Annotated in this window: 11 protein-coding genes; 10 read left to right on the top strand and 1 reads right to left on the bottom strand. The window is 67.8% G+C overall.

Translation table 11 applies throughout. The features are described 5' to 3' along the window. Positions 1 to 35 precede the first annotated feature (35 nt). The 4 genes from ACV4UX_RS04210 to ACV4UX_RS04195 all read left to right on the top strand — a co-directional run bounded on the left by ACV4UX_RS04210 (position 36) and on the right by ACV4UX_RS04195 (position 3,276). On the top strand, positions 36 to 1,160 hold the full coding sequence (locus tag ACV4UX_RS04210; protein ID WP_491592074.1) for a DUF362 domain-containing protein: 1,125 nt from the start codon (positions 36 to 38) through the stop codon (positions 1,158 to 1,160). Between the two features lie 133 nt (positions 1,161 to 1,293). Next, a complete protein-coding gene (locus ACV4UX_RS04205) occupies positions 1,294 to 1,845 on the top strand; it encodes an acetate uptake transporter (protein ID WP_491592073.1) in 552 nt (183 codons plus the stop codon). 547 nt (positions 1,846 to 2,392) lie between these two features. Further along, positions 2,393 to 2,572 carry a hypothetical protein gene (locus ACV4UX_RS04200; protein ID WP_491592072.1) on the top strand — a complete coding sequence of 60 codons (180 nt, stop codon included), beginning with the start codon at positions 2,393 to 2,395 and terminating at the stop codon, positions 2,570 to 2,572. 2 nt (positions 2,573 to 2,574) lie between these two features. Beyond that, positions 2,575 to 3,276, top strand: coding sequence for a ubiquinone/menaquinone biosynthesis methyltransferase (locus ACV4UX_RS04195; protein WP_491592071.1), 702 nt, complete (start codon positions 2,575 to 2,577; stop codon positions 3,274 to 3,276). A 13-nt stretch (positions 3,277 to 3,289) separates the two neighbouring features. Here the strand turns inward: ACV4UX_RS04195 and ACV4UX_RS04190 are convergent, their stop codons facing one another. Beyond that, positions 3,290 to 3,502: a DUF2065 domain-containing protein gene (locus tag ACV4UX_RS04190; RefSeq protein WP_491592070.1), complete on the bottom strand. Its 213-nt coding sequence runs from the start codon at positions 3,500 to 3,502 to the stop codon at positions 3,290 to 3,292. 104 nt (positions 3,503 to 3,606) lie between these two features. On the opposite strand from ACV4UX_RS04190, the gene ACV4UX_RS04185 reads away from it, so the two are divergent. The 6 genes from ACV4UX_RS04185 to ACV4UX_RS04160 all read left to right on the top strand — a co-directional run bounded on the left by ACV4UX_RS04185 (position 3,607) and on the right by ACV4UX_RS04160 (position 12,451). Then, the gene (locus tag ACV4UX_RS04185; RefSeq protein ID WP_491592069.1) at positions 3,607 to 4,920 is read left to right on the top strand and encodes a nucleotide sugar dehydrogenase; all 1,314 of its coding nucleotides are present in this window, start codon (positions 3,607 to 3,609) and stop codon (positions 4,918 to 4,920) included. Between the two features lie 100 nt (positions 4,921 to 5,020). Then, positions 5,021 to 5,143 (top strand): hypothetical protein, encoded by a 123-nt coding sequence (locus ACV4UX_RS04180; RefSeq protein WP_268885669.1) that lies wholly within the window; start codon positions 5,021 to 5,023, stop codon positions 5,141 to 5,143. Between the two features lies 1 nt (position 5,144). Then, positions 5,145 to 5,864, top strand: coding sequence for a futalosine hydrolase (gene mqnB, locus ACV4UX_RS04175; protein WP_491592068.1), 720 nt, complete (start codon positions 5,145 to 5,147; stop codon positions 5,862 to 5,864). Positions 5,865 to 5,904: 40 nt separating this feature from the next. Next, the gene (locus ACV4UX_RS04170; RefSeq protein WP_491592089.1) at positions 5,905 to 6,873 is read left to right on the top strand and encodes a polyprenyl synthetase family protein; all 969 of its coding nucleotides are present in this window, start codon (positions 5,905 to 5,907) and stop codon (positions 6,871 to 6,873) included. 18 nt (positions 6,874 to 6,891) lie between these two features. Further along, positions 6,892 to 9,396 carry a sensor domain-containing diguanylate cyclase gene (locus ACV4UX_RS04165; RefSeq protein ID WP_491592067.1) on the top strand — a complete coding sequence of 835 codons (2,505 nt, stop codon included), beginning with the start codon at positions 6,892 to 6,894 and terminating at the stop codon, positions 9,394 to 9,396. Positions 9,397 to 9,463: 67 nt separating this feature from the next. Next, positions 9,464 to 12,451 carry a phosphoribosylformylglycinamidine synthase subunit PurS gene (locus ACV4UX_RS04160; protein WP_491592066.1) on the top strand — a complete coding sequence of 996 codons (2,988 nt, stop codon included), beginning with the start codon at positions 9,464 to 9,466 and terminating at the stop codon, positions 12,449 to 12,451. Positions 12,452 to 12,670 lie beyond the last annotated feature (219 nt).

Here is a 12,670-nt window from a genome sequence, read left to right as displayed (position 1 = left end):
CGCCTGATGAATTCCCCTTCCGCAAGGAGCTCCCCATGCCCTCCAACGAAATGAAGAAATCCGTGGTCCACTTCGCCAGCCTGCGCGCCCGCGGCCCCAAGGAGAACAAGATCGCCCGGCTCGCCCGGCTCTTCGAGCGCGCGGGGTTCAAGAAACTGGCAGCACGCCAGGCCCTGGCCGCCGTGAAGGTCCACTTCGGGGAACTGGGCAACGACACCTTCGTGAGCCCCGTGCTCATCCGCCCCCTGGTGGAGAAGCTGCGCCAGTACGGCGCGAATCCCTTCCTCACCGACACCGCCACGCTGTATTCCGGCTCGCGCCACAACGCCGTGGACCATCTGCGCACCGCAACCCTCCACGGCTTCACCCCCGAAACCGTGGGCGCGCCCGTGCTCATGGCCGACGGGCTGCGCGGCAACGACTGGCGCGAGGTGTCCATCCGCCGCAAGCATTTCCAGTCCGTGAAGATCGCCTCCGGCATCCTCGACGCCGACTCGCTTCTGGCCGTGAGCCACTTCAAGGGCCACGAAATGGCGGGCTTCGGCGGGGCCGTGAAGAACCTGGCCATGGGATGCTCGCCCCCTGCCGGCAAGCGCGACCAGCACTCCCCCCGCTTCCAGGTGAACCGCGAGGCCTGCGTCGGCTGCGGCCACTGCCTCAAGGTCTGCCCCGAGGGCGCGGTGACTCTCGCGGACAAGAAGGCCTCCATCGACAAGAAGGTCTGCGTGGGCTGCGGCGAGTGCCTCACCGTGTGCAAGCCCAAGGCCGTCTCCATGGACTGGGCCACCGAGATCGGACCCTTCACCGAAAAGATGGTGGAATACGCCCTGGGCGCGGTGAAGAACAAGAAGGGCCGCTGCGGCTACGTCAACTTCCTGGTGAACGTCACCCCGGACTGCGACTGCGCCTCCTGGTCCGACGCGCCCATCGTGCCCGACATCGGCATCCTGGCCTCCAGCGACCCCGTGGCCATCGACAAGGCATGCCTCGATCTGGTGAACGGCCAGGCCGGGCTGACGGGCTCCAAGCTCACCTGCAACCTGGCCCCGGGCGAACACAAGTTCCAGGGTCTCTGGCGCCACACCAAGGGCGACCTCCAACTGAGCTACGCCGAGGAGATCGGCCTGGGCACGGCCAGCTACGAGCTCGTCGAAATCTGAGAACACGGCCTCCGGGCCTTCAGAATCCCTCCGGGGCGCGGCGGCCCCGGTCCCCCGCGCGGCGAACGGTCGCCGTCGCGGGGTTTGCGCGCCGAAACACTCATTTCCTACCTCCCAGGGAGATATAACGACCATGGACCAGCAGACAGCCAACCCAGCACCGGTAGGTCTTCTCGGTTTCGGGATGACCACCATCCTGCTCAACATCCACAACGCCGGATTCTTCCCCATCAGCGCCATGATCCTGGCCATGGGCATCTTTTACGGCGGCATCGCCCAGGTGATCGCGGGCATCCTTGAATACAAGAAGGGCAACACCTTCGCCTACACGGCCTTCACCAGCTACGGCATGTTCTGGCTGACGCTGGTGTTCCTGATCGTGGCCCCCAAGTGGGGCATCACCGGTCCCACGGAGCACGCCTACATGGGCTGGTATCTCTTCGTGTGGGGGCTTTTCACCTTCTTCATGTTCCTGGGCACCAAGGGCAAGAGCCCGGTGCTGCGCTTCATCTTCGGTTCCTTGGTGATCCTCTTCATGCTGCTGGCCGTGCGCGACTGGTCCGGATCAGCGCTGATCGGGACCATCGCGGGCTGGGAGGGCATCGTCTGCGGGGCTTCGGCCTTCTACCTGGGCGTAGCCGAGGTGCTGGAGGCCGCGCAGGGCCGCAAGGTGCTGCCCTTCTAAAGGCTTGATCCGGGATGGGGGTCTCCCTGGCCCTCCCTGAGCCCCGGAGCACGGCTGTTTTTCCGATACAACCGTGCTCCGGGGCTCAGGGAGGGACAGGGAGACCCCCGTCCGCCCAACAATTTGACTGACGATTGGGCCAGCGTCTGCCCTCTCCGGGCTCCTGGCCATGGATATTCTTCAAATATATCCATGGCCAGGAGCCCGGAGAGGGCAGACGCTGGCCTGTACGGTTGATCGTGGCGCGTCCCGGAACAGACCCGGAGCATTGCGACGCCATGCCCGGTGCAGCCCGCGAAGCAACCGCCGGGTCCAGGGGGGGCTCCCCCTGGTGAGAGTCCAGAGAGGGCAGCGCCCTCTCTGGCGGGGTCCGGGGCGGAGCCCCGGCTGGCGGGGCCTCTCGACTCCCGGGCGGGGGCATGGTAGGGGCCTGAAAAAAAGGGGAGTGCTTCAAGGTATTTCTCTTTTTCCGCCCGGTTGTCCTTTGGTGGTCAAAGGCCATTTCCCCCCGGGCGGTTTTTTCCGAACTCCATCCCGCGAGGCTCGTGTGGACAAGATACAGGACAAGGCCCTTCAGGTGGCCAAGGAGATCGTGGTGAAGTTCGTGGAGACGGGGCGGATATCGCCCTCCAACTTCACGGAACACTTTTCGCGCATCTATCTCGAAGTGTTGCGCACCATCACCACCCACGAGCCCTACCCGGGCAAGCCCGGAGAAACGGAATAGCCATGTCGGGCGACCACGGCCGCAAGGTGGCCTCCATGTTCGGGCGCATCGCCGCCTGGTACGACTTTCTCAATCATTTTTTGAGTCTGGGCCTGGACATCCTCTGGCGGCAGCGCCTCGTGGAGCGCATGAACCTGCCCGGAGCGAAGCCCTGCCGCGTGCTGGATCTGGCCGCCGGGACTCTGGACGTGTCCCTGGAGATCGCAGGGCGTCACCCCGGGGCCTTCGTGGCCGCCGCCGACTTCTGCCTGCCCATGCTCGCCAAGGGCCGCACCAAGCTGGAGCGCCCCGGGCGCATCGCGCCCGTGCAGGCCGACGGGCGCTCCCTGCCCTTCCGGGACGAGTGCTTCGAGGCCGCGTCCATCGCCTTCGGCATCCGCAACATCATCCCGCGCGCCGAGGCCTACGCGGAGCTTTTCCGCGTGCTCAAGCCGGGGGGGAGGTTGTGCATCCTGGAGTTCGGGTCGGGCCGCCAGCCCATCCTGGGCGGGCTCTACAAGCTCTACCTGAACCGGCTGCTGCCCCTGGTGGGCCGGGTGTTCTCACGCGACTCCGGGGCCTACCGCTACCTCGCGGACACGATCATGGCCTTCCCCGACGCCGACGGACTGGCGGGGGAACTGGCGCGCGCGGGCTTCGCGCGCGTGGAATGGGAGAAGATGGCCCTGGGGATCGTGGTGGTCCACATGGCCGTCAAGGAATAACGAAGGGCGCGCCTCAGGGCCGGACGGCGTGGCGGGTCAGGAACCAGACCAGAAGGAGGCCGACGGCCATGGCCGTCATGCCCATGAGGCGCAGGGAGCGGGGCTTCATGGCCGAGAGCTGGCGCAGGACGCCCGGCATCTTTTCCGCGAAGAGAAAATAGGGCATGCCCTCGAAGACCAGGGCAAGGCCCACGGCCAGGAGCAGGAGCTTCCAATCGATGTTCATCGGCACTTGATAGTGCGCGGAACGGGCCATGTCCAGCCCGCTTGATGCCGGGGGCAAAGTCCGGTAGTGAGCCTGGGCTTCAACGAATCGTCATGGAGACTGCATTGGTAACGTTCGAACAACTCAAGTCCGGCGAATCCAGGATCGCCGTGGTGGGCCTCGGCTACGTGGGCCTGCCGCTGGCGGTGGCGCTTGCCGGGCATTTCAAGGTGACGGGCTTCGACATCAGCCCCCGGCGCGTGGAGCGCCTGAAGAGCGGCGTGGACGACACGGGCGAAGTGAGCGCCCAAGCCCTGGCCTCGGCCGAGGTGCTCTACAGCCACGACCCGGAATGTCTCAAGGGCTGCGGCGTGGTGATCGTCGCGGTGCCCACGCCCATCGACTCCCACCGCAGGCCCGACCTCGCGCCCGTGCGCGGCGCGTCCATCACGGTGGGCAGGCAGCTTGCTCCCGGCAGCGTGGTGGTGTTCGAGTCCACGGTCTATCCGGGGCTTACCGAGGAGATCTGCGTGCCCCTGCTGGAGGAGAACTCCGGCCTGGCCTGCGGGCGCGACTTCTTCGTGGGCTACTCCCCCGAGCGCATCAACCCCGGCGACAAGGTGAACACCCTGGAGACCATCGTGAAGGTGGTCGCCGGGCAGACCGACGAGGTGCGCGAACTGCTCTGCAAGCTCTACGGATCGGTGGTGCGCGCCGGCGTGCACCCTGCCAGCTCCATCAAGGTGGCCGAGGCCGCCAAGGTGATCGAGAACACCCAGCGAGACCTGAACATCGCCTTGATGAACGAACTGGCCCTCATCTGCGAGAAGGTGGGCATCGACACTCAGGAAGTGCTGGAGGCGGCGGGCTCCAAGTGGAACTTCCTGCCCTTCCGGCCGGGCCTGGTGGGCGGCCACTGCATCGGGGTGGACCCCTACTACCTCACATTTTTGGCCGAGGGCCTGGGCCTGCACCCCCAGGTGATCCTTGCGGGGCGGCGCATCAACGACTCCATGGGCAAGCACGTGGCCGAGGTGTGCATCAAGCGCCTCATCGCCGCCAAGCGGCCCATCTGCGGGGCCACCGTGGGCGTGTGGGGCCTCACCTTCAAGGAAAACGTCCCGGACCTGCGCAACACCAAGGTGGTGGACGTGATCCGCGAACTGGGCGAATACGGCGTGAACGTCCTCGTGCACGACCCCATGGCAGCCCCCGAGGAGGCCATGCACGAATACGGGCTCACCCTCTCTCCCATGGAAGATTTCAAGGGCCTGGAGGCCATCATCGTGGCCGTGGGGCACGACGCCTACAAGACCATGGACCCGGCCCTGATCGCCGGCTGCTTCACCGCTCCCGAGACCGGGCTGGTCATGGACATCCGGGGAGCGCTGGACAGACGACGGGTGCTGGACGCGGGACTGACCTACTGGAGGCTCTAGCGTGGAACTTCTCCGCCTCGTGTGTTCGGGCGATTGCTGAAGAGGCTTCCTGGAAGCGAGTTCGCTTCTGAAGTCCCTGGAGAGCGGCGCCTGCATCGAGGTGGAGATCGACCCCGCCCAGAGCCGCAAGCTGGAACTGGTGAGCCGCCACCGCATGGCGGACGTGGTCTCGCTGCGGGAACTGGACGGGGGGAGGCTGCTGGCCACGGTGAGGAAACGCTGAGGTGACTCTGTTGCTGGTCACGGCCACCTGGGCCGAGATGCGCGCGGCCCTGGGGGCGCGGCTGCCGCAGGGGAAGCCTCCGCTGCGCCGGGGACGCTCCCGGGCGTCCTTTGCCGGGCGCGAGGCGCTTCTGCTGGTCACGGGCGTGGGGCCGCTCAACGCCGCCCTGGAGGCGGGCGCAGCCCTGGAGGCCGCCCGCGCAGAGGGCCTGGAGCTTTCGGGCGCGCTCTGCCTGGGCGTGGCGGGCAGTTTCGACCCGGCGCGCGCACCCCTGGGGAGCGCGGTGCTGGCCGACGCGGAACTCTACCCGGACTACGGAGTGGCCGACGTCGGCCAACTGGCGGACGCCAACGACTTCGGCTTCGCCCAGTGGGAGGGGCCGTCGGGGCGTGTGTTCCAGCGACTCGCGCTGGACCCCGAGGGTGCAGCCCGGGCCATGGGCCTGGCCTTGCCGGGAAGCTGGACCCGGGGTCTGTTCGTCACGAGCGCCGCCGTCACGGCGTCGGCCGTCCGGGCCGAGGCCCTGGCGGCACGGTACGGGGCGCTGGCGGAAAACATGGAGGGCTTCGCCCTGGCTCTGGCCTGCCTCTCGAGAGGCCTGCCTTTTTTGGAGGTCCGGACAATCTCCAACGCAATCGGGGAGCGCGACCGGGCCAAATGGAAACTCCACGAGGCCCTCGCAGGCCTGGAGGCCGCGCTGGACGCCCTTCTGGGCAGCTGACCCCGCAACCGGGTGGAACCCGATAGATTCAAAGCACATGATGAAAGAATTCGCCGAATACCAGGCCCGGGAACTGCCCCTCATCGAAAGCTGCCTGCGCAGCCGCGTGGAAGCCCTGAGCCCCTATGTGCGCCCCACGGCCCAGCACGTCCTGAACGCCGGAGGCAAGCGGCTGCGCCCGCTGCTCACCATCCTCACGGCAAGGGCGCTCGGCCACGCGGCCGACGACGTGTACCCCCTGGCCTGCTCCCTGGAGCTGCTGCACTCCGCCACCCTGCTCCACGACGACATCCTGGACGGCGCGGAGCTTCGCCGGGGCAAGCCCGCCGCCCACGTGGCCTTCGGCAGCACCCACACCATCCTGGCAGGCGACGCCCTCCTGGCCCTGGCCAACACCATGGTGGCCGCCTACGGACGCCCGGAACTCACCGCCTGCCTCTCCGACGCCATCCTGGCCACCGTCACCGGCGAAATCCAGGAGATCGCCCACATCCGCGACATCGGGCTGGGATACGACGGCTACCTGGAGATCATCACCGGCAAGACCGCCTGCCTCATCCAGTCCGCCTGCCAGGCCGGGGCCATCCTGGCCGGGGCCGACGCGCAACGGGTGAAGGCCGCGGGCGACTTCGGGCTCAACCTGGGCGTAGCCTTCCAACTGGTGGACGACGTGCTGGACTACGCCTCGCCCTCGGCCGTCACGGGCAAGCCCAAGGGAGCGGACATCCGCGAGGGCAAGCTCACCCTGCCGCTCATTTTCTACCTCGACCAGCTGCCGCCCGCGCAGAAAGAAGGGTTTACAAAAGCCCTGAAAGAGAACATCCTCCCCGACGATGAGACAGAAGCCGCCGTGGCCGCAGTCGTCGCCGGGGGCCACGCGGAGCGCACCAGGGACATGGCCGCAGACTACCTGCTCAAGGCCCGGGACTGCCTGGACGGCTTCCCGGACTCCCTGGAAAAAAGGCTGCTGCTCGCCGCTCTGGAGGGCATGGCCCGGCGCGACAAATAAAACGCGACACCTGGATTTATGAGCAACACCATCGCCTCCCTGCGCCAGTGCATGAAGATCACCTTTCCGCCGGTGACGCTTCAGCTCCTGGAAGAGGCGGTCAAGCCCACGCCGGACTTCGAAATCCTCGCGCGGATCCTCGGCATGGATCCCGTGCTCACGGCCACGGTGCTCACCCTGGCCAACTCGCCCTACTACAACGCGGGCCAGAAGGTCACCGACCTTACCCGCGCCGCCACCATCCTCGGCACCAAGGAAATCCTCAAGATCGCCCTGTCCATCTCCTACCAGAAGCATCTGGGCGAGGCGTTCAAGAAGCACGGCATCGACTTCTTCGCCAACTGGCGGCTCATCGTCTGGTCGGCCATCGCGGCCGAACTCCTGGCGGAGCGCCTCTGCCCGGACCTCTCCGACCAGGCCTATCTCACGGCCCTGCTCAAGGACATCTCCCTGCTGCTCATGGTCTGCGCCGACCCCACGGGCTTCAAGGAGCTGGGCCACCACGGGGTGATCACGGCCTACGTTCCCGGGCAGCTGGAGGCCGAACGTGGGGCCTGGAGCGCGGACCACTGCCGCCTCACCGCGGACCTCCTGGACGAACTGAACATCCCCGCCTCCGAACAGGCCTGCATCGCCTTCCACCACGACATGGACAGCCTGGACGCCCACTCGCCCCTGACCCAGTGCATCATCCTGGCCACACGCTGGTCCGAGCTGGAGTTGGGGACCTCAGGCAACCCGGCCAGCGTGCTCCACTTCCGCACCACGTTGCAGCGCCGCCTGGACATCGGGCCCGAAGAGATGGACGAACTCTTCATGCGCTGCGCCCAGCGCTTCCAGTCCATGCTCGCCACCCTGGGCATCGAGGAAGCGCCCCACGACGACCGCTACTACCAGCACTCCATCAAGCTCATGCAGGAATACCACTTCCTGGCCTCGGAGATCGCCCAGGCGACCGACGGCAGGCAGGAGGTGGCCGCCATCATCGGACGGCACCTGCGCTTCGTCTGGGACGTGCGCCGCTGGGAACTGGCCCTGGGCGTGCCCAAATACAACGACTGGGAGCTCTTCGCCTCCCAGGAGGGGCGCGAACCCGCCCGGCTCGGGGCCTCGGACTCGCGCGACGCGCTGCCCTGGACCGCGCCCAAATCCCACAGTTTCCCCATCGTCGCCTCCGGGCCGCTCCTGGGCGAACTGCGCCTGCCGCGCCAGGGCCTGAGCCAGGAGACCCTGCGCCTGCTGGGGCTTTACGTGCGTTTCGTCAGCCAGAATTACGAACACTTCGCCCTGCGCCAAAGCGTGCTGGAAGCCAAGGCCCACACCCTGGACCAGCTCCCCGTGGGCGTGGCCAGACTCTCGCCCTCGGGCGCCATCCAGGAGATCAACGACCGCCTGCGCCAGTTCCTGGGGCTCCCCGGCGACTGTCTGGGACGCGACCTCTGGAACGCCCTCGGCGAAGGCAAGGACCTCTCCCGCGACACCCAGTGGGACTCCTTCCTGGCCGATCCGGGAGCAACCTCGCTCCACAAGATCTTCTGCCTCTTCAAGGGCGAGCACCACGACACCGACGCCTGCGTCTACCTGGCCGCCGAAAAACGCCAGTGGCAGGGACGCAACGAGATCCTGCTCTTCCTGGAGGACGTCACCCTGGTCTCCGGCTGGGAATTCAAGGCCCTCAAGCAGGGCGAGTTCCTGGAGAAGCTCGTCAAGTCCATGCGCGATTCGGTGTTCACCATCGACGCCACCGGCCGCATCACCTTCGCATCCCCCCGGGTGGCCCACCTGCTGGAAAAGAACCTCTTCCAGCTGGCGCGGCCCACCAGCGTCCACCAGGGCGCCTGGGGGCCCGAGATGCTCGCCGGAGCCCCCGCCCCGGTGGAGGCCCTGACGCCCGGAGCCCCTGGCGAACAGCCGCACAACCTGGAACTCGTCTTCTCCCCCCTGCCCAAAACCCCGGGCGGGCAGAAGCAGTGGCTCGTGGTGGGCCGCGACATCACCACCGTGCGCCGCCTGGAGGACAAGCTCAAGCGTCTGGCCCTCTTCGACGGGCTCACGGGGCTTTTGAACCACTACCAGTTCCACGTCATCCTGGAGCGCGAGGCGCAGCGCAGCAAACGCACCCAGCGCCCCATGGGCGTGCTCTTCTTCGACCTGGACAACTTCAAGGCCGTCAACGACACCCTGGGGCACCAGGCCGGGGACGACGTGCTGCGCGCCGTCTCCCGCATCCTCAAGGCCCGCCTGCGCAAAGGCATGGACTACCCCTGCCGCTACGGCGGCGACGAATTCGCCGTGGTGGTCACCGAGGTGGAGCCCGCCCAGCTCATGCACCTGGCCCAGCGCCTGCACGAGGCGGTCTCCGAGCAGTTCGAGGGCCGTCTGGGCATGAGCGCCGGGCTGGCCATGCTCGAAGCCGAGGAGACCCCCTCCTCCCTGCTACGCCGCGCCGACAAGGCCTCCTACACGGCCAAAAGCCAGGGAGGCGGCTGCATCGTCTGGTCCGGCGAAGCCCCCATGCACTGAACCCTTCACACGCCCGCCTCCCCAGAGGGCTGGCGGACGCAAATCCAACGCCCATGAGGTTTCCGACATGCTCTTTCGGGTGGAAGTAGCTCCCAAACCGTACCTGCAGGACATCCCCGGCCGCAGGGCCGCCCACCGCATCACCCACGAGCTGGGCGTCCCCGTGGACGACGCAGCCGTGGTGAAGACCTACACCGTGGCCGGTCTCGACCGCGATCAGGTCCGGCGCGCCGTGGACATCGCCGCCCTGCACGACCCCGTCTCCCACCTGGCCTCTCTCGAGCCCCTGGCCAGGGACTTCGACTGGATTGTGGAAGTGGGCCTGCGTCCCGGCGTCACCGACAACGAGGGCCGCACCGCCCGCGAAACCCTGGCCCTGGCCCTGGGCCTCACCCGCGAGCAGGCGAAGAACGTGGCCGTCTACACCTCCGCCCAGTTCGCCCTGCGCGGCAGCCTCACCCCCGCCCAGGTGGAGCACATCGCCAAGGACCACCTCTGCAACGAGCTCATCCAGCGCTTCGAGATCAAGTCCGCCGCCCAGTGGGCCGAGAAGCCCGGGTTCGAGCCCAAAGCCGCCCAGGTGACGGGCCGCTCCTCCGACGAGGTGCTCACCGTGCCCCTCCAGACCATGGACGACGAGGCGCTCATGGTCTTCTCCCGCGAGAACGTCCTGGCCCTCTCCCTGGAAGAGATGCACGCCATCCGCGACCACTTCCTGCGCGAAGACGTGCGCGCCCGCCGCGCCGCCCAGGGCCTGCCGCAGGACCCCACCGACGCCGAGCTGGAAGTGCTGGCCCAGACCTGGTCCGAACACTGCAAGCACAAGATCTTCGCGGCCGACATCGAGTACCGCAACGCCGAGACCGGCCGGTCCCGGACCATCTCCAGCCTCTACAAGACCTACGTCCAGGGCTCCACCCAGGCCATCCGCCAGGCCATGGGCCAGGACGACATCTGCCTCTCGGTGTTCAAGGACAACGCGGGCGTGATCCGCTTCACCGAAGACCACCACCTCTGCGTCAAGGTGGAAACCCACAACTCGCCCTCCGCCCTGGACCCCTACGGCGGCGCGCTCACCGGCATCGTGGGCGTCAATCGCGACCCCATGGGCACCGGCATGGGCGCCAACCTCCTGTGCAACACCGACGTCTTCTGCTTCGCCTCGCCCTTCCACGACGAGCCCCTGCCCCCGAGGCTTTTGCACCCGCGCCGCGTCATGGAAGGCGTGCGCGAGGGCGTGGAGCACGGCGGCAACAAGTCCGGCATCCCCACCGTGAACGGCTCCGTGGTGTTCCACGAACGCTTCCTGGGCAAGCCCCTGGTGTTCTGCGGCACCGTGGGCCTCATGCCCGCACTGGTGAACGGCAAGCCCAGCCAGGACAAGCGCGCCCTGCCCGGCGACCTCATCGTCATGACCGGCGGACGCATCGGCAAGGACGGCATCCACGGGGCCACCTTCTCCTCCGAGGAACTCCACGAAGGCTCGCCCGCCACGGCCGTGCAGATCGGCGACCCCATCACCCAGCGCAAGATGTACGACTTCCTCATGCGCGCCCGCGACACGGGGCTCTACCACGCCATCACCGACAACGGCGCGGGCGGCCTCTCCTCCTCCGTGGGCGAGATGGCCAACGACTCGGGCGGCGCGCTCCTCGATCTCGCCCGCGCGCCCCTCAAGTACGACGGCCTGCGTCCCTGGGAGATCCTGCTCTCAGAAGCCCAGGAACGCATGACCCTGGCCGTGCCCCCCGAACGCATCGACGACTTCCTGGCCCTGGCCGCCGAGATGGACGTGGAGGCCACGGTGCTCGGCAGCTTCAACGACTCGGGCTGCTTCAAGGCCGTCTACGGCGAGAAGCCCGTGGCCCTGCTCGACATGGACTTCCTGCACGACGGCACGCCGCGCATGCGCCTGGAGGCCGTGTGGGAACGCCCCGCCCTTGAGGACTCCGCACTGCCCGCCTCGGTGGACCACGCAGGGCTGCTCAAGCGCATGCTCGGGCGGCTCAACATCTGCAGCAAGGAATACATGATCCGCCAGTACGACCACGAGGTGAAGGGCGGAAGCGTGGTCAAGCCCCTGGTGGGCGTGGAGCGCGACGGACCGGCCGACGCGGCCGTCATGCGCCCCGTGCTCTCGCGGCGCGAGGCCCTGGTGCTCTCTCACGGCATCTGCCCCCGCTACTCCGACCTGGACGCCTACTGGATGATGGCCGGGGCCATCGACGAGGCCGTGCGCAACGCCGTGGCCGCCGGCGGCGACCTGGCCCACATGGCCGGCGTGGACAACTTCTGCTGGTGCGACCCGGTGCAGTCCGAAAAAACCCCCGACGGGCGCTACAAGCTGGCCCAGCTGGTGCGCGCCAACCAGGCCCTGGCCCACTACTGCCAAGCCTACGGCGTGCCCTGCGTCTCGGGCAAGGACTCCATGAAGAACGACTACACCGGCGGAGGGGCCAAGATCTCCATCCCCCCCACGGTGCTCTTCACGGCGCTCTCCGTGATCGACGACGCCGCCCAGGCCGTCACCTCCGACTTCAAGCAGGCCGGGGACGTGGTCTACGTGCTGGGCCTCACGCGCGCGGATCTGGGGGCCTCGGAACTGGCCGAGGAGCTGGGGCTCACCTTCGCCAGCGTCCCCCAGGTGGACGCCGTGAGCGCCAGGCGGCGCTACCAGGCCCTGCGCCGCTCGGCCAAGGGCAGACAGCACAACGCCTGCCACGACTGCTCCGACGGCGGTCTGGCCGTGGCCCTGGCCGAGATGTGTCTGGGCGGCCGCCTGGGCGCGGACGTGGACCTGGCCCGCGTGCCCGCCAGCCCCGACTGCGCCGATCCCCTGGCCGTGCTCTATTCCGAGAGCCATTCGCGCTTCGTGGTGGGCGTGCCCTCGGCCAACGTGGCCAGCTTCGAAAAGCTCTTCGCCGGACAGTGGATGGCCCCCGTGGGCCGCGTGACCTCCGACGGGAAGCTCACCGTGCGCCACGGCGAGGCCGTGCTTCTGACCGAGACCGTGGACGCGCTGGCCGAGGCTTTCAAGGCCACCCTGGACTGGTAACCCCCCGCTCCGGGCACTTCGCGCTCTTCCCAGGGCGTCCGCGTTCGCGGACGCCCTTTTCTTCAGGCAAACCCGGAAGACCGGGTTCGCGAGAGCCGCTACGGGCGGCAAAGCCGCCCTGCTCCGGGCTGCGCTTCGCGCAGGGCCGTCGGCTCCGCCGACTGCCAGGGCGTCCGCGTTCGCGGACGCCCTTTTCTTCAGGCAAACCCGGAAGACCGG

It is taken from the genome of Fundidesulfovibrio sp. (assembly GCF_058402725.1).
This window is presented reverse-complemented; position numbering and strand designations above follow the sequence as displayed.